Source organism: Priestia sp. RMT2NF4 (genome assembly GCF_047872835.1).
Classification (GTDB): domain Bacteria; phylum Bacillota; class Bacilli; order Bacillales; family Bacillaceae_H; genus Priestia; species Priestia zanthoxyli.
This window is the reverse complement of sequence record NZ_JBLQZO010000014.1, coordinates 17,333-38,116: the sequence shown is the minus strand read 5'-3', so window position 1 is coordinate 38,116 and position 20,784 is coordinate 17,333. Positions and strand designations below refer to the sequence as shown.

Sequence of the window (20,784 nt, the reverse complement as noted above, 5' to 3'; positions counted from 1 at the left end):
AAATGAAGATTAAAGAAATTATTGTAGTAGAAGGTCGGGACGATACCGTAGCGATTAAACGTGCAGTGGATGCGGATACTATCGAGACAAATGGATCAGCTGTAAATGAAGAAACCATTGAAAAAGTAAAATTAGCTCAAAAAACAAGAGGCGTAATTATTTTTACAGATCCAGATTATCCAGGACAGCGAATTCGAAATATTGTTTCAGAACGTGTTCCAGGATGTAAACATGCATTTTTAGATAAAGAAGAGGCTCGCCCTAAAAACGGCAAAGGTATTGGAGTTGAACATGCTTCTATTGCGTCTATTCAAAAAGCACTAAAAGATGTAAAGCAAGAGTGGGTAGAAGCAGATATGGAGATTTCTCAAGAGGATTTAATCGTAGCTCGTTTGGTAGGAGATAGTAAAGCCAAGTCTCGACGTGAAAGAATAGGAAAGTTATTAAAAATAGGCTATGCCAATGGAAAGCAGCTTCATAAACGATTACAGATGTTCCAAATTTCAAAAGAGGAGTTTATCAAAGCTGTTGAGCAGATAAATAAGGAGGAAAAGGAATCGTGTTAAAAGATATTGCAACGCCTAATCGAACCAAGGAAATTTTAAAGAAATACGGTTTTACATTTAAAAAGAGTTTGGGACAAAATTTTTTAATTGATACGAACATTTTACATCGCATTGTTGATCATGCAGAAATAACAGAAGAAACGGGAGCAATTGAAATTGGACCCGGTATCGGAGCGTTAACTGAACAGCTAGCAAAGCGCGCAAAAAAAGTACTGGCATTTGAAATCGACCAGCGTCTGCTTCCGATTTTAGCCGACACTCTTTCTCCTTACCCAAATGCAAAAGTTATTCATCAAGATGTGTTAAAAGCGGATTTAAAAGAGACGCTCGAACAAGAATTCGAAAACATAGAAGATTTAATGGTCGTTGCGAATTTACCGTATTACGTGACGACACCCATTTTGATGAAATTATTAGAAGAGCAAATTCCGGTACGGGGAATCGTTGTTATGCTTCAAAAAGAAGTTGCCGACCGTATAGCAGCTAAACCGGGAACAAAGGAGTACGGTTCGCTTTCTATTGCGATTCAATACTATACAGAGGCTGAGACGGTTATGATTGTGCCTAAAACAGTATTTAATCCGCAGCCTAATGTAGATTCAGCTGTTATTCGGCTGCTGAGAAGACCGAAGCCAGCGGTAGAAGTACAAGATGAAGCATTCTTCTTCCAAGTTGTACGAGCAAGTTTTGGACAGCGCCGAAAAACCATTTTAAACAATCTAGTGAACAACTTGCCAAATGGGAAACAGAAAAAAGCGGACATTGAGCAAGCACTTGCAACTGCTGAAATTGATCCGAAAAGAAGAGGCGAAACGCTGTCTATTCAAGAATTCGGAGCGTTAAGTGACCAACTTTTAAAATCATTTCGCTAAATCATCACATTTTTATCATGAAGTCATAGGCTATGAAGAGAATTTATTTTTGAAGTAGCAAAGACGGAGTGAAGCATATGAACATCAAAATTGGTGATATAGTTACACGACCTTCTTATCAAAGAGATTTGCTTTTTCGTGTTATAGCTATTAATGACAGCGAAGCGGGGAAATATGCGACTTTAATAGGAGAAGACGTTCGGTTGATTGCCGACGCTCCTTGTACAGATTTAGAGGTTGTGGATGCTAAAGAACAGGATCAAAGAAAAAAACAAGAAGAAGAACTTTTAGAAAGATCCTTGGAGCTTATTCAACAGGATTATCGGCTCGTTCGAGAGAAAACTGAATATAGCATGACTAATGGATACAGCCATTCACATCGCTTGTTTCAAATTCCTGGAAAGGTCCTGCACGTAGACGGAGACCCTAATTATTTACGTAAATGTTTATTAGTTTACGAAAAAATTGGTGTTCCTGTTTATGGTGTTCATTGCGTAGAGTCAGAGATGCCGGAGAAAGTTGGAAAGTTAATTGAGGATGTAAGGCCTGATATTCTGGTGCTGACAGGGCATGATGCTTATTCCAAAGGAAAAGGAAATAAGGATGATCTTCTTGCTTATAGACATTCCAAGCACTATATTCGAACAGTCCAAGAAGCAAGAAAAAGAGTTGGTAATTTAGATCAGCTGGTGATTTTTGCAGGTGCCTGTCAATCGCATTTTGAATTATTGATTCAAGCTGGAGCAAACTTTGCTAGTTCACCTTCGCGTGTAAATATTCATGCGCTTGACCCCGTGTATGTAGTAGCAAAACTAAGTTTTACTCCTTTCACGGATCGTATTAATGTATGGGACGTCTTACGTAATACATTAACGGGTGCTAAAGGTTTAGGAGGAGTAGAAACAAAAGGGCTGCTTCGCACGGGCATGCCTTATGAAAGCGATGAGTAGAAATAAAAACAACTGGTTACAGCATGTACACGCATGATGTGCAACCAGTTGTTTTTTCGTATGAAGCCAAAGTATACGCTGAATTTCACAAAATCATTTTCAATATTTGCTAAAGATATACATATTTCGTTAAAAAACGAGCATACTAACAGCGAAATGTAGATTCATGTTGAAAATTATTTATTGACACAATTAGAGATAGATTGTTATAATTTTATGTTTTTGACTATTTTTCTAACATGTGTTACACTATACATAGTGAGGTGGACCAATATGGCGAAAACTTTGTCTGATATTAAGCAAGCGCTGGATTTGCACCTAGGCCAACGATTAACTTTAAAAGCAAACGGTGGTCGTAGAAAAACAGTAGAACGTTCAGGTGTATTAACAGAAACGTACCCATCTGTTTTTATCGTTGAATTAGATCAAGAGGAAAACTCTTTGGAGCGCGTTTCGTATAGTTACGCAGATGTGTTAACGGAAACAGTGCAACTAAAATTTTTCTAAGAATGACATAGGCAATATAGCAAGTGGTGATGAGCAGTGGACATTGGTTTACTGCTTTTTTATTGGTCTTTTTTTCAAATTATATATACATTATTTTTTATACATACTATACATATCGTCCTCGCATTTTCATGTATAAAGAGCGAGGAGATTCAGGTTGAAATTTCATTTTATACGTAAAGGAGCCATGTACAATGTCAAGGCGTAGAGGGATTATGTCATCGAAGCTGAAAGAAGAACTGGCTAAAGAACTTGGTTTTTACGATACTGTACAAGCAGAAGGTTGGGGCGCTATTCGGGCAAAAGACGCAGGCAATATGGTGAAGCGAGCAGTGGAGCTTGCACAGCAGCAGCTAAGGCAATAGTGAAAATCAATGCTTATGCGATTATTTAAAGTGAAATGAGGAAAACCGAAGTGTATAACCGCTTCGGTTTTTTTGTCCCAAAATGAAAGATAAAACAGAGGATTAAACAAAGATGTTTAAATGAACAGCTATATCTTGTTCATTTTATGATAAAATAGCGTTAAACTCGATAAGATGAAGTAGGTGAAGTAAGTTGAAATTAATGGTGAAAGCACCGGCTAAAATAAATTTGTCACTTGATGTGTTACATAAACGCCCAGATGGTTACCATGAAGTTAAGATGATTATGACAACAATTGATTTAGCGGACAGAATTGAACTTTCTGATCGTGAAGATGGACGAATTGTTATTTATTCTCATAATCGCTTTGTTCCAGATGACCAGCGAAATCTTGCTTATCAGGCAGCGCAGATTTTGAAGCGACGTTATAACATTTCAAAAGGTGTAAATATATTAATTGATAAACATATTCCAGTAGCTGCTGGATTAGCTGGAGGCAGCAGTGACGCGGCTGCTACATTACGCGGTTTAAATACGTTATGGGAATTAGGGTTATCATTAGACACACTTGCAGAAATAGGGGCTGAGATTGGCTCTGACGTATCTTTTTGCGTGTACGGAGGGACAGCTCTTGCTACAGGGCGCGGAGAGATTGTAGAGCATATTGAGGCACCTCCAAGCTGCTGGGTGATTTTGGCTAAGCCTGAAATAGGTGTTTCTACAGCAGATGTATATCGAAACTTAAAAATTGAGGAAATGGATCATCCTAAAGTAGATGAGATGGTTCACGCCATACAATCAGGAAATTATGATCAAATGTGTAGCCTTGTCGGAAATGTATTGGAAGCAGTAACGCTGAAAATGCATCCGGAAGTAGCTCTCATTAAAGAACAAATAAAGCGTTTTGGCGCCGATGCTGTACTCATGAGCGGCAGTGGGCCAACTGTATTTGGACTTGTACAGCATGATTCACGTATGCATCGCATTTATAATGGATTACGTGGCTTTTGTGATAAAGTTTATGCAGTTAGGTTACTAGGTGAACGAATAACGCTTGAATAAATCCGTATGTTAATGTTATATTTACATTACAATATTCGGATTTTCAGGAGGATGTTATGAAGTTTCGACGTAGTGGACGATTAATTGATATGACCAACTATTTCATTCAAAACCCTCAGCGCCTTATCCCTCTTACGTATTTTGCAGATAAATATGATTCCGCAAAATCATCTATTAGCGAAGATATGGCGATTATTAAACAAACTTTTGAACAGCAGGGTATCGGAACTTTGGTTACGCTACCAGGGGCTGCCGGCGGAGTTAAATTCATTCCAAAGATGACGAATGAAGAAGCCGGTCAGCTTGTTCAAGAATTATGTGGGTTGATTGAAAAACCTGAGCGTTTATTGCCAGGTGGATATTTATATTTAACTGATATTTTAGGGAACCCCCGCGTTGTGAATAAAATCGGTCGCTTGTATGCATCGCTTTTTGCTAACCGCAAAATCGATGTGGTGATGACTGTAGCAACAAAAGGTATTCCTATTGCGTATGCGGTTGCTCAGTATTTAGACGTGCCCGTTGTTATTGTGCGCAGAGACAGTAAAGTAACTGAAGGATCGACCGTTAGTATTAACTACGTGTCAGGTTCATCTAAGCGCATTCAAACGATGCTGTTAGCTAAGAGAAGTTTAGCGGTGGGGTCAAATGTACTCATCATTGATGACTTCATGAAAGCCGGCGGTACGGTAAATGGAATGGTTAGTTTGCTTGAAGAGTTTGATGCAACTGTTGCTGGTATTGGAGTTTTAGTAGAATCAGAAGATATTGAAGAACGTTTAGTGGATGAGTATGTGTCTCTTGTACAATTAACAGATGTAAATATTAAAGATAAACAAATTCGTGTACAGGAAGGCAATTACTTAAAATATATTTGATCAAGTAAGGGAGAGGAACATATGTTACAGGTTCAAACAAAAAATGCACCGCAAGCTATTGGTCCATATTCACAGGGAATTGTTGTGAATAACTTGTTTTACAGTTCAGGTCAAATTCCACTTCGTCCAGATGGTACGTTGGTCGAAGGCGATGTTCAAGTACAAGCTACTCAAGTATTTGAAAATCTAAAAGCAGTTCTTGAAGAAGCAGGAGCTTCTCTAAATACAGTTGTAAAGGCAACCGTGTTCATTAAAGATATGAACGACTTCGCAGCATTAAATGAAGTCTATGGTGACTACTTCGGCGACCATAAGCCGGCACGTTCATGTGTAGAAGTAGCGAGACTACCTAAAGATGTACTTGTTGAAATTGAAGTTATTGCGCTTGTTAAAGGGTAATTAAATTAACAAATTTCTAACAAAAAGCAAGTAACTTCCAATTGTTCACTTTTTTTGCGAAAATTTTCTAAAAATTTTTTCTGAATAGCAGGAAAACACAAAATTCTGTGGAATTAAGTATGTAAAGCTTCGCATAGAAAAAGGTGGTGAACAAGATGGAAGTAACTGACGTAAGATTACGCCGCGTGAACACTGAAGGACGTATGAGAGCGATTGCTTCAATCACATTAGATGGTGAATTTGTTGTTCATGATATTCGTGTGATTGATGGTAATAATGGCTTATTTGTAGCCATGCCAAGTAAACGTACACCGGATGGTGAGTTCCGTGATATTGCACATCCAATCAATTCAAATACTCGCGGAAAGATTCAAGATGCTGTTTTAGCAGAATATCATCGTTTAGGTGAGGTAGAAGTTGAATTCGAAGAAGCGGGTGCTTCGTAAACATATGATACATTAAGAGTCTACTGAAAAGTAGGCTCTTTTCTTTTTGATTACCGCTTATATAATTTCACACCTTTGTAAAACTTTAGCATTACCAAAAAATAAAATTCATGACTTATAAATGATTCCTTGAAATGCTGTCATTTTTGATATAATATTCTTAATGGATAAAAAGGTAAAATTGGAGGCCTGTTATGTCAAAAAGATATGCAGTCATATTGGCAGCTGGTCAGGGTACACGTATGAAGTCATCTTTATATAAAGTGTTACACCCTGTGTGTGGCAAACCGATGGTGCAACACGTAATTGATCAGTTATCACGCTTAGATTTAACAAATTTAATTACAGTTGTAGGTCACGGTGCCGAAAAAGTGAAATCACATGTTGGAGATAAAAGCTTATTTGCTTTACAAGAAGAGCAGTTAGGAACAGCTCATGCAGTAATGCAAGCAGAATCTTTACTTGCACATGAAAAAGGTACGACAATTGTTGTATGTGGAGATACTCCGCTTATTACAGCTGAAACAATTGAATCTTTATTAAAGCATCATGAAGCAACAAATGCAATGGCAACTATTTTAACGGCTCATGCAGAAGATCCAACAGGATATGGACGCATCATTCGAAATGAACAAGGCTCTGTTGAAAAGATTGTTGAGCATAAAGATGCCACAGAACAAGAGCGTCTTGTACAGGAAATTAATACTGGTACGTACTGTTTTGATAATGAGAAATTATTTGAGACACTTTCAAAAGTTTCAAATGATAATGTACAGGGAGAGTACTATTTACCTGATGTTATCGAAATTCTAAAAAATGAAGGTCAAATTATTTCTGCATATCAAACATCCGATTTTGCTGAAACATTGGGCGTTAATGATCGATTTGCTCTGTCTCAAGCAGAAGAAACAATGAAAAAGCGTATCAACAAGCAGCATATGTTAAATGGAGTGACGATTGTGGATCCTTCTAACACGTACATTTCAGCAGATGCTGTCATTGGCAGAGATACGGTTATTTATCCTGGTACGGTTATTCAAGGAACAGTTGTAATTGGAGAGAACTGTGAAGTAGGACCTAACAGTGAAATTAAAGACTGCAAAATAGGTAATAATACTTCTATTCGCCATTCTGTTGCTCACGATAGTGAAATTGGTCACGAAGTCACAATTGGCCCATTTGCACATATTCGTCCTCAATCATTAATTGGAGATGAAGTGCGCGTAGGAAACTTTGTAGAAATTAAAAAAGCATCTTTTGGCAAAGGTAGCAAAGCTTCTCATTTAAGTTATATTGGAGACGCAGAGGTCGGAAAAGGTGTAAACTTAGGGTGCGGATCTATTACAGTTAACTACGATGGGAAAAATAAATTTTTAACAAAGATTGAAGATGGGGCATTCGTAGGATGTAACTCAAACTTAATTGCACCTGTAACAATTGGTGAAGGCGCCTATGTTGCAGCTGGTTCAACCGTAACGGATAATGTGCCAGGAAAAGCATTATCAATTGCTCGTGCGAAACAAGTAAATAAAGAAAACTATGCTGAAAAGCTTGATATTAATAAAAAATCCTGACGGAGGTTTCACAATAAAATGTCAAATGTATATGCTGATGAAAATTTAAAGTTATTTACGCTAAATTCAAACAAGGCTTTAGCTGAAGAGATCGCAAAAGTAATTGGTGTGGAATTAGGTAAATGTTCGGTTGATCGTTTCAGTGACGGTGAAATTCAAATTAACATTGAAGAAAGTATCCGTGGTTGTGATGTATTTATCATTCAATCAACAAGTGCTCCAGTTAACGAACACTTAATGGAATTATTAATTATGATTGATGCATTAAAACGTGCATCAGCTAAAACAATTAACATCGTTATGCCTTACTATGGCTATGCTCGTCAGGATCGTAAAGCTCGTGCACGTGAACCAATCACTGCCAAATTAGCAGCAAATATCATTGAAAAAGCGGGAGCTACTCGTATTATCACATTAGATCTACATGCTCCTCAAATTCAAGGTTTCTTCGATATTCCAATTGACCATTTAGTAGGTGTTCCAATTTTAGGTGAATACTTCAAGAGTAAAAACCTTGATGACGTTGTTGTTGTATCTCCGGACCACGGTGGCGTAACGCGTGCTCGCCGTTTAGCGGAACGTCTAAAAGCGCCGATCGCTATCATTGACAAACGTCGCCCACGTCCAAACGTAGCAGAAGTTATGAACATTGTTGGACAAGTGGAAGGGAAAACAGCAATCTTGATTGATGACATGATTGATACAGCTGGTACAATTACAATTGGTGCAAGTGCATTAATTGAAGCAGGTGCAAAAGAAGTATATGCTTGTTGTACACACCCAGTTCTTTCAGGCCCTGCGATTGAGCGTATTCAAAACTCTACAATCAAAGAGCTAGCTGTAACAAACTCTATTGCTTTAACAGAAGATAAGAAAATTGGTAAAGTAACAGAACTTTCAGTAGCTCCGTTAATTGGTGAAGCGATTATTCGTGTTCACGAAGAGCAATCAGTTAGTACGTTATTTGATTGATAAACAGAACCTCTTTCCAAATGGAAAGAGGTTTTTTTGAAAAAAATTAAATGGGCTAATCCTTGGTTTTAAAGGGATTTGGACGGGATGAGCAAAGATATATTGCTGATTGAAACGAGTTTTATGTTTAGCAGCCTTCTAAAAAGGGTACATTTTAAGTAGAAAACATACTGGAAGGTGAATAAAATGAGTATTTCAATTCAAGCAAATAAAAGAACGGATTTCAAAAATTCTACAAATAGAAAAATTCGCGACGAAGGAAACTTCCCAGCGGTTGTTTACGGAAATAAAACAGAATCCACACCTATTTACTTAAACAGTGCTGATTTTATTAAGACTATTCGTGAAGCAGGACGCAATGGAGTGTTAACATTACAAGTGGACAAGCAAAAATATTCCGTAATGTTACATGATATTCAAACCGATCCATTAAAAAACGAAATTGTCCACGCCGATTTCCAAGTGGTCGACATGAAGAAAGAAATTGATACTGAAGTTTCTTTATCTCTAGTAGGAGAAGCAAAAGGAACAAAAGAAGGCGGCGTATTACAGCAGTCTCTATATGAAATTTCATTAAAAGGCTTGCCGCAAGATATCCCATCATCTATTGATGTAGATGTATCAGATTTGGGAATTAACGATACAATTACAGTAGGGGATATTAAGGTAGATAAAAAGCTAGAAATTACGCATGATGCAGAAGATACAGTTGCTTCTGTACTACCTCCTCAACAGGAAGAAGAGCCGGATAGCGGCGAAGTTCAGGATGCTGAAGGCGACGTTGAAGCAACAAAAGAAAAAGATAGCGAAGAATAATATAAAAAGACGTAACCAAAAGGTTACGTCTTTTTGTGTGAATTGATTATAATAAAAGTGATACTATATAGTAATGTAAAACCTTAAAGACATTTACCTATTATGTACAACTTACATAGAGTGGAAAGGAGTATCTATTTTGAAATTAATCGTTGGTTTAGGGAATCCTGGAAAAGAATATGACCGTACTCGTCATAACATAGGATTTATGGCAATTGATAAAATTGCCGAACAGTTTATGATTTCATTAGATAAAACAAAGTTTAACGGAATATATGGAACAGGTATAATAAGAGGAGAAAAAGTCATATTATTAAAGCCTCTAACATATATGAATTTATCAGGAGAAAGTATTCGCCCGTTAATGGACTATTTTGATATAGACGTCGAAGACTTGCTTGTTATTTACGATGACTTAGATTTACCGTGCGGAAAAGTAAGATTGCGTACAAAAGGAAGTCCAGGCGGCCATAACGGAATAAAATCAATTATTCAGCATTTAAAAACCCAAGAGTTTAACCGAATTCGTATTGGGATTGATCGTCCGAAAAACGGTATGAAAGTAGTTGACTATGTACTAGGGCGCTTTACAGAAGATGAAATGGTTCATATGGAAGAAGCGATGAAAACGTCTGTGCACGCGAGTGAAGACTTTTTAGGTCAAACGTTCTTAGAAGTAATGAATCGTTATAATTAAGCAGAATAAAATTTCTCTCAATCGTCCATACTAACACTAAAAGATTTGGGAGGATTTGTATGTCTATTCATTATTTCTGTAGACATTGTGGCGCAAAAGTCGGTATGATAGAAAAGACAGCTCACAATACAGAAGCACTCGGTTTTAATCACCTGACCGCAGATGAACGAAAAGACTTTATTCACTACCATAATAGTGGAGACATCGTGGTTAAAATTATTTGTGAAGACTGTCAAGAAGCGCTAGAACGAAATCCAGACTATCATCAGTACGAAACATTTATACAATAAAAAGCTTTGGTCTCAAACCAAAGCGTTTTTCTGTTTAGTTTAGACATATCATGGGAGGAGGGAATTCCTTTGCGAGGGATTAGACAGCAATTTGAAGAAAATAAAGAAATTGGAGCTGTTGTCAGCAGTTTAGAAGAAGGTTTGAAAGAACAGTTAGTAACGGGAATTTCCGGTTCAGCTCGATCTGTATTAATGGCACTCTTAAATGAGGATAAAAAATACCCCTTATTAGTAGTGACTCATAATTTATATCAAGCCCAAAAAGTGTATGAAGACCTTTTGCACCTTTTACCGGAAAAAGACGTTTTCTTATACCCTGTTAACGATTTAGTTGCTACAGAAGTGGGGATTGCAAGTCCAGAATTAAAGGCTCAGCGAATTGAAGTACTCAATTATTGGAGTCAACATACAGGTGGAGTAGTTGTAACGCCGCTTGCAGGGATTCGAAAGCTGCTACCTCCTAAAGCAAGATGGGAGCAAACGCAGCTGCCGTTTCAAATGGGAATTGACATCGACGTCGATCATTATTTAAAAAGGTTAGTTGAGTTGGGCTATGAGCGGGCATCGATGGTTTCAGCTCCGGGTGAGTTTAGTGTGCGCGGAGGAATCATTGATATTTATCCGTTAACAGAAGAGCTACCTGTCCGAATTGAACTATTTGATACCGAGATCGATTCCATTCGTACGTTTACAATTGAGGATCAACGCTCTCAAGAACAGTTAAAAGAAATTTCAATCGGCCCTGCTACGGAAATCATTGTGAGCCAAAATGAAGTGGCCCAAGGAATTGAAGAACTAGAAGCACAGCTGGCTTCGACGCTGCAGCAAGTGAAAAACGCAGCGCTAAAAGCTACCTTAACAGAAAATATTAAAGGTGAAATCGAACAGCTGCGTCAAGGTCAACTTCTTGAAAATATGTTCAAGTATTTATCATTCTTTTACGAATCGCCTGCTAGTTTACTAGATTATTTACCAGAAGGTGGTCTTGTCATCTTTGATGAAACAACTCGAATTCAAGAGACGTCTGATCAGCTTGAAACAGAGGAAGCTGAATGGATAACAGAATTATTAGGACAGGGGCAAATTGTTCGAGATGTTCAATTATCTCATAAGCTCCCATCTCTTATTCAGCGAGCAAAACATCAGTTTTTATACTTATCGTTATTTTTGAAGCACGTATCGTATACGAGTCCGCAAAATATTATTAATATTTCATGTAAGCAGATGCAACAGTTTTACGGCCAAATGAACTTATTAAAAAGTGAAATTGAACGTTGGAAAAATGCTAATTATACGGTAGTCCTCTTAGGAGCAGATAAAGAGCGCGTGAAAAAACTCGAAGGGGTGCTATCAGATTATGATATTGATTCATCTATTTTAGATGGAAATGGTCAGCTTGTGCCAGGTCTTGTTCAAATTATTGAAGGCGATTTACAAATGGGCTTTGAACTGCCTATGCAAAAATTAGCTGTTTTAACCGAGGAGGAATTGTTTAAAAAACGGGTAAAGAAATCAAAGCGTCGTCAAAAGCTTTCCAATGCAGAGCGCATTAAAAGCTATTCAGAGTTAAACGTAGGTGACTATGTCGTTCACGTGAACCACGGTATTGGCCGTTATTTAGGAATGGAAACGTTAGAGATTAACGGTAATCATAAAGATTATATCCATATCAAATATGAAGGCTCTGACAAGCTGTACGTTCCTGTTGAACAGATTGATCAAGTACAAAAATATGTAGGCTCTGAAGGGAAAGAGCCAAAAGTATATAAACTTGGCGGAAATGACTGGAAGAAAGTGAAACGAAAAGTTGAGTCTTCTGTTCAAGACATCGCTGATGACTTAATTAAACTGTATGCAGAGCGCGAAGCAAGTAAAGGTTATGCATTTTCCCCGGATGGCGATTTACAGAGAGAATTTGAAACAGCTTTCCCTTATCAAGAAACCGAAGATCAGCTTCGTTCTGTACAAGAAATTAAAAAGGATATGGAACATGAAAGACCAATGGATCGTCTGCTTTGTGGGGACGTTGGATACGGAAAAACGGAAGTAGCCATTCGTGCTGCGTTTAAAGCTGTGACAGATGGAAAACAAGTGGCTATTTTAGTGCCAACCACTATTTTAGCTCAACAGCATTATGAAACCATCCGTGAGCGTTTTCAAGACTATCCAATCAATATAGGGCTGTTGAGCCGCTTTCGCAGCCGTAAACAGCAGCAGGAAACAATTAAAGGGCTAAAAAACGGGACCGTAGATGTAGTGATTGGTACACATCGTTTACTATCTAAAGATGTGATTTATAAGGATTTAGGGTTGTTAGTTATCGATGAAGAGCAACGTTTTGGTGTAACGCACAAGGAAAAAATCAAGCAAATGAAAGCAAACGTTGATGTCCTTACACTTACAGCAACACCTATTCCACGAACATTACATATGTCTATGTTGGGCGTAAGGGATTTGTCTGTTATTGAAACGCCGCCTGAAAATCGTTTTCCGGTTCAAACATATGTAGTGGAGTATAATCCGGTTCTAGTTCGTGAAGCGATTGAGCGTGAGTTAGCGCGTGATGGCCAAGTTTACTTTTTATATAATCGCGTAGAAGATATTGAACGAAAAGCAGAAGAAATTTCGATGCTCGTGCCTGATGCTAGGGTAACGTATGCCCACGGAAAAATGAATGAAACAGAACTCGAAGCGGTTATCTTAAGCTTTTTAGAAGGCGAATATGACGTGATTGTGAGTACAACTATTATCGAAACAGGAGTAGATATTCCAAATGTAAATACGCTCATTGTCAACAATGCTGATAAGATGGGATTATCACAACTGTATCAATTAAGAGGACGCGTAGGTCGTTCAAATCGCGTGGCATATGCGTACTTTACGTATCATAAAGACAAAGTACTGACAGAAGTAGCTGAAAAGCGTCTGCAAGCTATTAAAGAATTCACCGAATTAGGTTCTGGTTTTAAAATTGCTATGCGTGATCTTTCAATACGTGGCGCCGGAAACCTACTGGGTGCTCAGCAGCATGGATTTATCGATTCTGTCGGTTTCGATCTCTACTCACAAATGCTTAAAGAAGCGATAGAGGAAAGACGCGGGTCTGACGGAGAAAGTGTGAAATTTAATGTGGAAATGAATCTGGACTTAGACGCGTATATCCCTGATCAGTACATTACAGACGGCCGCTTGAAAATTGAGATGTATAAGCGTTTTAGAGGAATTGAAGCACTAGAGGATATTCAAGAATTGCAAGATGAAATGATTGATCGTTTTGGGGAGTATCCGGCTGAGGTTGAGTATTTGTTTAAAGTAGCTGAAACAAAAGTATATGCAACGCAGAACTTAGTAGAATCTATTCTTCAGTCAAAACAAGAAATTTCTATTCTGCTTTCTGAAGAAGCGAGCTCAACGATAGACGGCCAAAAATTATTCATGCTAGGTGATCAATTTGGCAGAATGGTCAGCTTAGGTATGGAAGGCAAGAAAGTAAAATTAGTGGTTAACGTAAAAGGACTTGCTCAAAAAGAATGGCTCAATATTGTGTATCAGTTAGTAAAAGGAGTAGCCACTGTTAAAAAAGAACAAGTTACGAATTAAAAAGAAGGCTCATTTTTGAGCCTTCTTTTTATATAGCCGAAATAAAAATGTCCAAATCCCCATGTTTTGACGGTTTTTTGGACATTTTTTTAATAAAAGCACACTTTTTAACAAAAAAAGAGATGGTTGGTGAATAGAAGTTGTAGAGTGAAGAATACTAACCTCAACAAAGGTGAACCTTTTATCATATAGCCATCAGTGATATTCACCAACTATTTTAATCATCATATGAAAGAGAGGCTTCAATGAATGAAAGCAACAGGTATTGTTCGTCGTATTGATGATTTGGGTCGCGTTGTGATTCCAAAAGAAATTAGAAGAACACTTCGCATCCGAGAGGGAGACCCGCTAGAGATTTTCGTCGATCGCGATGGAGAAGTTATTTTAAAGAAATATTCGCCAATTAGTGAATTGGGAGATTTTGCAAAAGAGTATGGCGAAGCGCTATACGATAGCTTAGGTCATCCTGTACTTATTTGTGACCGCGATGTATTTATTGCGGTAGCAGGAAGCTCTAAAAAAGAATACTTAAATAAAAACATTAGTTCTTTAGTAGAATCTGTTATGGAAAGCCGCAGTTCTTCTTTAGTAACTGATGGGAAAAACCTTGAATTTGTCGATGGATACGAAGAAAATATTTCTTCTTACACAATCGGTCCGATTATTGCAAATGGAGATCCGATTGGAGCTGTTGTCATCTTCTCAAAAGAGAAGTCTCTTGGTGAAGTAGAGCATAAAGCAGCCGAAACGGCAGCTAGCTTCTTATCTCGTCAAATGGAGCAGTAAGCGTAATTATCTTTATTTTACATTATTTACTGAAAAGGTAGCAGTTTCTGCTACCTTTTTTCATGCTGTCTTACCTTAGAAATAAAGAGAACATGATATAATGGTACGGTATTTTATTTATTGGAAAGTGCAGGATGTTTTATAAGAACAAAGCGCTATTCTTCTACAGTTAGCGGCTCATAAAAAGCGTTGTTCACATAATTACAAGCTGCAGGTGAAAGGTGTAGGAATGCAGAAACAATCAAAGCTCTATTCTATTTTTAACGGCGCGATTATTTTAACGCTCGCAGGTTTATTTACGAAAATCTTAAGTGCTACTTACCGTATTCCATATCACCATATTGCGGGAGATATAGGGTTTTATATCTATCAGCAAGTTTATCCGCTATATGGAATTGCGCTACAGCTAGGTACATACGGTTTCCCTGTAATTATTTCAAAGTTAGTAGCCGATTATGTGGCAACAAATCGGAGAAAGGAAATCCGAGGAATACTTCAAGTTTCATTTGCTTTTTTGTTTGTAGTAGGCTGCATAATGTTTTCCCTCCAATATATCTTTGCAGAAACGATTGCCGGGTGGATGGGAGATCGTCAGTTAACGCTTCTCATTCAAATTATTTCATTTTCGTTTTTACTTATTCCGTTTATTGCTGTCATTCGTGGTTATTATCAAGGATTATATAATATGTTTCCTACTGCGTTGTCTCAAATCGCAGAACAAATTGTTCGAGTAGGGACTATTTTGTGCCTATCTATTTTCTTTATCCACCATGGGTATGGTCCTTATACTGCAGGAGCAGGAGCTATTTTTGGTTCCATAACAGGCGGTATAACATCTCTTATTATTTTATGTTTATTTGTTTTTAGAACAAAGACAAATTCTGAGGGAGTATTTCAACGCATAAAAAAAGCAGACATCAAAAAAGTAGTGAAAATCCTTATTATTCAAGGTTTATTAATTTGTATCAGCGCTATGGGTCTGCTGTTTATTCAGCTTATTGATTCCTTTACATTATATTCCGGTCTGACGGCGCATGGCATGGCTGAACAGGCAGCAAAAGTTTCAAAAGGTATTTATGACCGTGGACTTCCGTTGATTCAATTAGGTACAGTAGTAGGTACAGCTTTTTCACTTTCACTTGTACCCGTTATTTCTTCAGCCATTGCGAAAAAGAACTTGTCATTTGTGCTTGAAAAAGTTCAGCTGTCTCTCCGACTATCGCTTGTAGTCGGAGTTGGAGCAGCCTTTGGCTTGATTGCGCTGATGAAACCCATTAATATGCTTTTATATAGTAACTCCGACGGAACGGACGTTTTACAAATTTTGAGCTTGTTAGTTATATTTACAACCGTAGCAGCAACTGCTGGAGCTGTGCTTCAGGGGATGGGAGCTGTTTTCGCACCTGTAATAGCCGTCATCGCTGGCATGACGGTTAAACTGATATTGAATCTTTGGCTAATACCAGATTTTCAAACCATAGGAGCAGCCATTGCTTCCTCAGCTGGATTCGCTATTGTTGCAGCAATCAATCTATTTTGTCTGTATAAAAAGCTAGCTGTATCGCTCGTTCCGAAAAAGGCGAGTGGAGGTATTTTTATAACGGGCATAGCAATGGTCATTCTTTTGCAAAGCTATTTATTTTGTTTACATCACTTTGTATGGTCTAATGGTTTAGATACAAGCAAACAAGTGGTTGAAACAGGATCTGGTGTTTTAATAGGCGGTTTGTTTTATTTGTTTATCATTATGAAACAACATATTTTTACCGAAGAGGAATTACGTTTACTTCCAATGGGAAGTGTTTTAGCTAAATACGTATTAAAAAATAAATAAGAAGGTGAAGCAATGACAGGTAAAGTAACAGTTATTGGTTTAGGAGCAGGCGATTTAGAGCAGCTACCCGTAGGCATCTATCGCTTGCTGCAGCAGGAAAAGCATATTTATATGCGCACAAAAGAACATCCTGTAATCAAAGAATTAGAAAGTGAAGGCTTGACGTACGTATCCTATGATGACGTATACGAATCTTATGATGGATTTGAAGAGGTATATGAACATATATCAAATGATTTAATCGATAAAGCTTCAGTAGAAGAAGTGGTGTATGCCGTTCCCGGGCATCCTTTAGTGGCAGAACGTACGGTTCAATTACTTTTACAAAAAGGAAAAGAACGTAGCATTCCTGTTGAAATTAAAGGGGGACAAAGCTTCTTAGATCCAATTTTTGGCGCACTAAAGATCGATCCTATTGAAGGATTTCAGCTGCTAGACGGAACAGACTTAAAGCGAAGCGAAATAGAGTTAACGGGTCATGTTCTAATTGCTCAAGTGTACGATCAGTTCGTTGCTTCAGAGGTAAAACTAACGCTGATGGAACACGTTCCTGATGATTACCTCGTTTACATTGTAACGGCAGCGGGAAGCAGTGAAGAAAAAATCCAGCCGGTCAAGCTGTATGAATTAGATAGAGAAATGTCGCTCAATAACTTAACGACTATTTATGTCCCTCCAGTAGCGGACGAAACGGTTTTATACCATCAATTTGACTCATTCAGAAGGATTATTGCCACGCTCAGAGGGCCAAACGGATGTCCTTGGGATCAAAAACAAACGCATGAATCGCTCAAGCGCTATTTGCTAGAAGAGTCTTATGAGTTATTAGATGCAATTGACCGTCAAGATGACGATAATATGATTGAAGAGCTCGGTGATGTATTGCTGCAGGTATTGCTTCATGCACAAATCGGTGAAGATGAAGGAATGTTTTCAATTGATGACGTCATTCGCAGTGTTTCAGAGAAAATGGTAAGACGCCATCCGCATGTATTTGGGGAAGTGAGCGTGAATGATGCAGATGAGGTCTTAAAAAATTGGGATGAAATCAAAAAAGAAGAAAAAGGAGAGGAGCCTTCTTCTCTGTTAGCTTCTGTACCTGGGGCTATGCCTTCTTTAATGAAAGCGCACGGATACCAAAAACAAGCTGCAAAAGTTGGTTTCGATTGGTCAGAAGTTGAACCTATGTGGGAAAAAGTACAGGAAGAACTTGCTGAATTCCAAGATGAAGTACAGCATGCTGATAAAGAAAAAATGAGCGATGAATTTGGAGATATTTTATTTGCTTTAGTGAATATTGCAAGATTTTATAAAATCGACTCTGAAGCTGCATTAGCTAAAACGAATACAAAATTTTTAAATCGATTTCAATATATTGAAGAAAAAGTGAGAGCTTCTGAAAAACCATTTGAATCTTTTTCGTTAAAAGAGTTAGATGAATTTTGGGAAGAAGCCAAAAAAACAGGTTTGTAAAACAGAAAGGTGAGGGAATTATGAGGTTAGATAAATTTTTAAAAGTATCACGTTTAATTAAGCGCCGTACATTGGCAAAAGAAGTATCAGACAAGGGCCGTATTACGATTAATGGTATCGTTGCAAAAGCAAGCACAAATGTGAAAGTAGGAGATGAATTAGCCATCACATTTGGCACGAAGAAAATTACCGTTAAAATAGAGGCTCTTCAAGAAGCAGCTAAAAAAGAAGAAGCAGCTAATTTGTACTCAATTGTCAAAGAAGAGCGTATTTCATCTGAAGTATAACTGATGAAGGCTTGTTCTAAATCACCTTTCTCATTCATATGTTTTAAACAACAGATAACAAGAGCGAATGCTCTTAATGAATGAGGTGGGGATGAAGATATGAGCCAATTTTATGAAACAAGCAATTCAAACAAAGACCATACTCCAAATCATGATTTAGTGATGAAGGGTCGTCGTCTCTTAGATATCACGGGTGTGAAGCAGGTAGAGAGCTTTGACAATGAGGAATTTTTACTTGAAACAGTGATGGGTTTCTTGTCAGTTAGAGGGCAAAATCTGCAAATGAAAAATTTAGACGTTGATCAAGGAATTGTATCGATAAAAGGAAAAATCTTTGATATAGTTTACTTAGATGAGAACCAATCGGAGAAGGCTAAAGGATTCTTTAGTAAGTTGTTTCGATGAGTTTAAACATTCAGCTCTATACAATGCTTGCGATGGTATCGATGGGAAGCGGTTTAGGTGCTTCTCTCGATACTTATCGTTACTTTGTTAATCGCTCTAAATCACGCCCATGGTTTGTATTTGTAAATGACGTATTGTTTTGGATGGTGCAAGCTCTTCTCATTTTTTATGTGTTGTTTTTAGTGAATGAAGGAGAACTGCGTTTGTATGCGTTTCTTGCTTTGTTTTGCGGCTTTGCCGCGTATCAAAGCTTATTTCAATCACTGTATTTAAAAGTATTAACATTTACTGTCTCGAGCGTATTAAGTTTATATCGAGGTGTTTTAACGCTTAGTAATATTTTTTTGGTCAAGCCTATCCGCTTCTTTATTCATATTCTACTTGTAGTCGCTTTAGGGATCTACCGAGCTGTTCATAAGCTGCTCGTATTCTGTCTAAAGCTTATTTACTTACCGACTAGGTGGGTTCTTTTCGTATTTTGGAGAATGATGCCTAAACCTGTAAAACGATTTTTACATATGGGTTTTCGGTATATAGAAGGAATTTACAATCGTGCAAAGAATATGATAATGAGAGTCGTTGCATGGGTGAACACTTTAAAAAACAAGGGGGACGACTAATTCAATGAGTGCGGTACGAAAAAAAAAGGTCGCGAAGTTAAATACTGATTATAGCCATAAACAAGAACAAATTAAACAAAATACAGATCGAAAGCGTATCGGTTTAATTAGGCGTTTGACTGTTTTCGGAGTGTTGGCCTTAATCATTGGTGGATTGATGGTATCAGCTTTAATTACGCAAACCTCAGCTATTGAGAACAAAAAAGCTGAGAAGGTAAAATTAGAACAGCAGCTGACAAAATTACAAAGCAAGCAAAAACAGTTAAAAGGTGAAATCGTCAAGTTAAATGACGATGATTATATTAAAAAGATTGCCCGCAGAGATTATTTTTTATCAGAAGACGGGGAAATTATCTTTAATGTAAAAAAAGACTAAACGTATGGTTCGTTGACAGTGTATTTTTGCTTTTTGTATAATATAATAAATTGATTTCTTTTATCATTTAAGGAGGAGCATTTTTTTTATGTCAATCGAAGTAGGCAGCAAGTTACAGGGAAAGGTAACAGGTATTACGAACTTTGGAGCTTTTGTTGAGTTACCAGGAGGTTCAACAGGCTTGGTTCATATCAGTGAAGTAGCTGATAATTACGTAAAGGACATTAACGACCATTTAAAAGTGGGCGACGAAGTTGAAGTCAAAGTAATTAACGTTGAGAAAGATGGTAAAATTGGTCTTTCAATTAAGAAAGCGGTAGACAAACCAGAACGTCCAGAAAGACCAGAGCGTCCTGCAAGAGCGCCACGCTCAGACCGTCCACGTGATTCACGCCCACAACGTAATAACAATCGTGGTGGCGGTAATGATTTCCGTACAAAAGAAACATTCGAACAAAAAATGAATCGTTTCTTAAAAGACAGTGAAGAACGTTTATCTTCCCTAAAACGCCATACCGAATCAAAACGCGGTGGACGCGGTGCAAAACGCGGTTAACTTGCTGCTTATATCAAATAGATAGCGAGTTTTTGGAAAGTACCTTTTATCTAAAAGGTGCTTTTTTTATATGTAAAAAAGAGTAGAAAAAAAGCATGTACTTGTTGTACATGCTTTTTGATGACCCGTACGGGATTCGAACCCGTGTTACCGCCGTGAAAGGGCGGTGTCTTAACCGCTTGACCAACGGGCCGTTATTCGAGTAGCGGCGGAGGGGATCGAACCCCCGACCTCACGGGTATGAACCGTACGCTCTAGCCAGCTGAGCTACACCGCCATTATACGTTCTCTAAAAGACATTTATAATAATATAAAAAAGCAGGGTTATTGTCAATAACTTTTTTGTTATTTTTATAGACTTTTATTTGCTTTTAAAAAAGAATGATGAGCATAGGCTTTCTCTGGGGCGAACAGTATCTCTCATATTTTTTAAATCTCCATGTAAGATTGTA

23 protein-coding genes and 2 tRNA genes are annotated in these 20,784 nt (G+C 37.8%); 23 read left to right on the top strand and 2 right to left on the bottom strand.

Annotation, left to right across the window (positions count from 1 at the left end; genetic code table 11):
• Nucleotides 1-2: 2 nt before the first annotated feature.
• From rnmV to ACMX9J_RS26370, 23 genes are all read left to right on the top strand, one after another.
• A complete protein-coding gene (gene rnmV, locus ACMX9J_RS26480) occupies nt 3-566 on the top strand; it encodes a ribonuclease M5 (RefSeq protein WP_028412636.1) in 564 nt (187 codons plus the stop codon).
• The gene (gene rsmA / locus ACMX9J_RS26475) at nt 560-1,438 is read left to right on the top strand and encodes a 16S rRNA (adenine(1518)-N(6)/adenine(1519)-N(6))-dimethyltransferase RsmA (protein ID WP_028412637.1); all 879 of its coding nucleotides are present in this window, start codon (nt 560-562) and stop codon (nt 1,436-1,438) included. Before rnmV ends, rsmA begins: the two co-directional genes overlap by 7 nt.
• Before the next feature lie 77 nt (nt 1,439-1,515).
• Nucleotides 1,516-2,388 carry a sporulation peptidase YabG gene (gene yabG / locus ACMX9J_RS26470; RefSeq protein ID WP_028412638.1) on the top strand — a complete coding sequence of 291 codons (873 nt, stop codon included), beginning with the start codon at nt 1,516-1,518 and terminating at the stop codon, nt 2,386-2,388.
• 273 nt (nt 2,389-2,661) lie between these two features.
• Nucleotides 2,662-2,895 carry a biofilm formation stimulator Veg gene (gene veg, locus ACMX9J_RS26465; protein ID WP_013054859.1) on the top strand — a complete coding sequence of 78 codons (234 nt, stop codon included), beginning with the start codon at nt 2,662-2,664 and terminating at the stop codon, nt 2,893-2,895.
• A 194-nt stretch (nt 2,896-3,089) separates the two neighbouring features.
• On the top strand, nt 3,090-3,260 hold the full coding sequence (locus tag ACMX9J_RS26460) for a small, acid-soluble spore protein, alpha/beta type (protein WP_016762700.1): 171 nt from the start codon (nt 3,090-3,092) through the stop codon (nt 3,258-3,260).
• Nucleotides 3,261-3,453: 193 nt separating this feature from the next.
• Nucleotides 3,454-4,323 carry a 4-(cytidine 5'-diphospho)-2-C-methyl-D-erythritol kinase gene (gene ispE / locus ACMX9J_RS26455; RefSeq protein WP_013054861.1) on the top strand — a complete coding sequence of 290 codons (870 nt, stop codon included), beginning with the start codon at nt 3,454-3,456 and terminating at the stop codon, nt 4,321-4,323.
• Nucleotides 4,324-4,379: 56 nt separating this feature from the next.
• The gene (gene purR, locus ACMX9J_RS26450) at nt 4,380-5,201 is read left to right on the top strand and encodes a pur operon repressor (RefSeq protein ID WP_013054862.1); all 822 of its coding nucleotides are present in this window, start codon (nt 4,380-4,382) and stop codon (nt 5,199-5,201) included.
• A gap of 21 nt (nt 5,202-5,222) precedes the next feature.
• Complete coding sequence (locus tag ACMX9J_RS26445; protein WP_013054863.1) at nt 5,223-5,600, top strand: RidA family protein; 378 nt, start codon at nt 5,223-5,225, stop codon at nt 5,598-5,600.
• A 155-nt stretch (nt 5,601-5,755) separates the two neighbouring features.
• A complete protein-coding gene (gene spoVG / locus ACMX9J_RS26440; RefSeq protein ID WP_013054864.1) occupies nt 5,756-6,046 on the top strand; it encodes a septation regulator SpoVG in 291 nt (96 codons plus the stop codon).
• A 194-nt stretch (nt 6,047-6,240) separates the two neighbouring features.
• Nucleotides 6,241-7,620: a bifunctional UDP-N-acetylglucosamine diphosphorylase/glucosamine-1-phosphate N-acetyltransferase GlmU gene (gene glmU / locus ACMX9J_RS26435; RefSeq protein ID WP_028412639.1), complete on the top strand. Its 1,380-nt coding sequence runs from the start codon at nt 6,241-6,243 to the stop codon at nt 7,618-7,620.
• Nucleotides 7,621-7,638: 18 nt separating this feature from the next.
• Nucleotides 7,639-8,592: a ribose-phosphate diphosphokinase gene (locus ACMX9J_RS26430; RefSeq protein ID WP_014462059.1), complete on the top strand. Its 954-nt coding sequence runs from the start codon at nt 7,639-7,641 to the stop codon at nt 8,590-8,592.
• 186 nt (nt 8,593-8,778) lie between these two features.
• Complete coding sequence (locus ACMX9J_RS26425) at nt 8,779-9,408, top strand: 50S ribosomal protein L25/general stress protein Ctc (RefSeq protein WP_028412640.1); 630 nt, start codon at nt 8,779-8,781, stop codon at nt 9,406-9,408.
• A 139-nt stretch (nt 9,409-9,547) separates the two neighbouring features.
• A complete protein-coding gene (gene pth / locus ACMX9J_RS26420) occupies nt 9,548-10,105 on the top strand; it encodes an aminoacyl-tRNA hydrolase (RefSeq protein WP_028412641.1) in 558 nt (185 codons plus the stop codon).
• Nucleotides 10,106-10,164: 59 nt separating this feature from the next.
• Nucleotides 10,165-10,395, top strand: a complete 231-nt coding sequence (locus tag ACMX9J_RS26415; protein WP_013054869.1) for an anti-sigma-F factor Fin family protein — start codon at nt 10,165-10,167, stop codon at nt 10,393-10,395.
• A 69-nt stretch (nt 10,396-10,464) separates the two neighbouring features.
• Nucleotides 10,465-13,995: a transcription-repair coupling factor gene (mfd, locus tag ACMX9J_RS26410; RefSeq protein WP_416226404.1), complete on the top strand. Its 3,531-nt coding sequence runs from the start codon at nt 10,465-10,467 to the stop codon at nt 13,993-13,995.
• A 249-nt stretch (nt 13,996-14,244) separates the two neighbouring features.
• Nucleotides 14,245-14,781, top strand: coding sequence for a stage V sporulation protein T (gene spoVT, locus ACMX9J_RS26405; protein WP_028412643.1), 537 nt, complete (start codon nt 14,245-14,247; stop codon nt 14,779-14,781).
• A 229-nt stretch (nt 14,782-15,010) separates the two neighbouring features.
• Nucleotides 15,011-16,615, top strand: coding sequence for a putative polysaccharide biosynthesis protein (locus ACMX9J_RS26400; RefSeq protein WP_416226403.1), 1,605 nt, complete (start codon nt 15,011-15,013; stop codon nt 16,613-16,615).
• Nucleotides 16,616-16,627: 12 nt separating this feature from the next.
• Nucleotides 16,628-18,088 carry a nucleoside triphosphate pyrophosphohydrolase gene (gene mazG / locus ACMX9J_RS26395; protein ID WP_028412645.1) on the top strand — a complete coding sequence of 487 codons (1,461 nt, stop codon included), beginning with the start codon at nt 16,628-16,630 and terminating at the stop codon, nt 18,086-18,088.
• Nucleotides 18,089-18,108: 20 nt separating this feature from the next.
• Nucleotides 18,109-18,375 (top strand): RNA-binding S4 domain-containing protein, encoded by a 267-nt coding sequence (locus ACMX9J_RS26390; RefSeq protein WP_013054875.1) that lies wholly within the window; start codon nt 18,109-18,111, stop codon nt 18,373-18,375.
• 99 nt (nt 18,376-18,474) lie between these two features.
• A complete protein-coding gene (yabP, locus tag ACMX9J_RS26385) occupies nt 18,475-18,780 on the top strand; it encodes a sporulation protein YabP (protein ID WP_013054876.1) in 306 nt (101 codons plus the stop codon).
• Nucleotides 18,777-19,400 carry a spore cortex biosynthesis protein YabQ gene (yabQ, locus tag ACMX9J_RS26380; RefSeq protein ID WP_028412646.1) on the top strand — a complete coding sequence of 208 codons (624 nt, stop codon included), beginning with the start codon at nt 18,777-18,779 and terminating at the stop codon, nt 19,398-19,400. Before yabP ends, yabQ begins: the two co-directional genes overlap by 4 nt.
• 4 nt (nt 19,401-19,404) lie before the next feature.
• The gene (locus tag ACMX9J_RS26375; protein ID WP_013054878.1) at nt 19,405-19,776 is read left to right on the top strand and encodes an FtsB family cell division protein; all 372 of its coding nucleotides are present in this window, start codon (nt 19,405-19,407) and stop codon (nt 19,774-19,776) included.
• An 88-nt stretch (nt 19,777-19,864) separates the two neighbouring features.
• Nucleotides 19,865-20,332, top strand: a complete 468-nt coding sequence (locus tag ACMX9J_RS26370) for a S1 domain-containing RNA-binding protein (RefSeq protein ID WP_013054879.1) — start codon at nt 19,865-19,867, stop codon at nt 20,330-20,332.
• 121 nt (nt 20,333-20,453) lie between these two features.
• On the opposite strand, the gene ACMX9J_RS26365 is transcribed toward ACMX9J_RS26370, so the two are convergent.
• Nucleotides 20,454-20,525, bottom strand: a tRNA-Glu gene (locus tag ACMX9J_RS26365).
• 10 nt (nt 20,526-20,535) lie between these two features.
• A tRNA-Met gene (locus ACMX9J_RS26360) sits at nt 20,536-20,609 on the bottom strand.
• Nucleotides 20,610-20,784 lie beyond the last annotated feature (175 nt).

What these genes read in the sequence shown, in the direction of transcription:
- ACMX9J_RS26460 (WP_016762700.1), top strand. Translation starts at nt 3,090, where the DNA reads ATGTCAAGGCGTAGAGGGATTATGTCATCGAAGCTGAAAGAAGAACTG.
- glmU (WP_028412639.1), top strand. Translation starts at nt 6,241, where the DNA reads ATGTCAAAAAGATATGCAGTCATATTGGCAGCTGGTCAGGGTACACGT.
- rnmV (WP_028412636.1), top strand. Translation starts at nt 3, where the DNA reads ATGAAGATTAAAGAAATTATTGTAGTAGAAGGTCGGGACGATACCGTA.
- yabQ (WP_028412646.1), top strand. Translation starts at nt 18,777, where the DNA reads ATGAGTTTAAACATTCAGCTCTATACAATGCTTGCGATGGTATCGATG.
- ACMX9J_RS26425 (WP_028412640.1), top strand. Translation starts at nt 8,779, where the DNA reads ATGAGTATTTCAATTCAAGCAAATAAAAGAACGGATTTCAAAAATTCT.
- spoVG (WP_013054864.1), top strand. Translation starts at nt 5,756, where the DNA reads ATGGAAGTAACTGACGTAAGATTACGCCGCGTGAACACTGAAGGACGT.
- ACMX9J_RS26370 (WP_013054879.1), top strand. Translation starts at nt 19,865, where the DNA reads ATGTCAATCGAAGTAGGCAGCAAGTTACAGGGAAAGGTAACAGGTATT.
- purR (WP_013054862.1), top strand. Translation starts at nt 4,380, where the DNA reads ATGAAGTTTCGACGTAGTGGACGATTAATTGATATGACCAACTATTTC.
- ACMX9J_RS26375 (WP_013054878.1), top strand. Translation starts at nt 19,405, where the DNA reads ATGAGTGCGGTACGAAAAAAAAAGGTCGCGAAGTTAAATACTGATTAT.
- yabP (WP_013054876.1), top strand. Translation starts at nt 18,475, where the DNA reads ATGAGCCAATTTTATGAAACAAGCAATTCAAACAAAGACCATACTCCA.
- ACMX9J_RS26400 (WP_416226403.1), top strand. Translation starts at nt 15,011, where the DNA reads ATGCAGAAACAATCAAAGCTCTATTCTATTTTTAACGGCGCGATTATT.
- ACMX9J_RS26390 (WP_013054875.1), top strand. Translation starts at nt 18,109, where the DNA reads ATGAGGTTAGATAAATTTTTAAAAGTATCACGTTTAATTAAGCGCCGT.
- ACMX9J_RS26445 (WP_013054863.1), top strand. Translation starts at nt 5,223, where the DNA reads ATGTTACAGGTTCAAACAAAAAATGCACCGCAAGCTATTGGTCCATAT.
- yabG (WP_028412638.1), top strand. Translation starts at nt 1,516, where the DNA reads ATGAACATCAAAATTGGTGATATAGTTACACGACCTTCTTATCAAAGA.
- ACMX9J_RS26430 (WP_014462059.1), top strand. Translation starts at nt 7,639, where the DNA reads ATGTCAAATGTATATGCTGATGAAAATTTAAAGTTATTTACGCTAAAT.
- mazG (WP_028412645.1), top strand. Translation starts at nt 16,628, where the DNA reads ATGACAGGTAAAGTAACAGTTATTGGTTTAGGAGCAGGCGATTTAGAG.
- spoVT (WP_028412643.1), top strand. Translation starts at nt 14,245, where the DNA reads ATGAAAGCAACAGGTATTGTTCGTCGTATTGATGATTTGGGTCGCGTT.
- veg (WP_013054859.1), top strand. Translation starts at nt 2,662, where the DNA reads ATGGCGAAAACTTTGTCTGATATTAAGCAAGCGCTGGATTTGCACCTA.
- ACMX9J_RS26415 (WP_013054869.1), top strand. Translation starts at nt 10,165, where the DNA reads ATGTCTATTCATTATTTCTGTAGACATTGTGGCGCAAAAGTCGGTATG.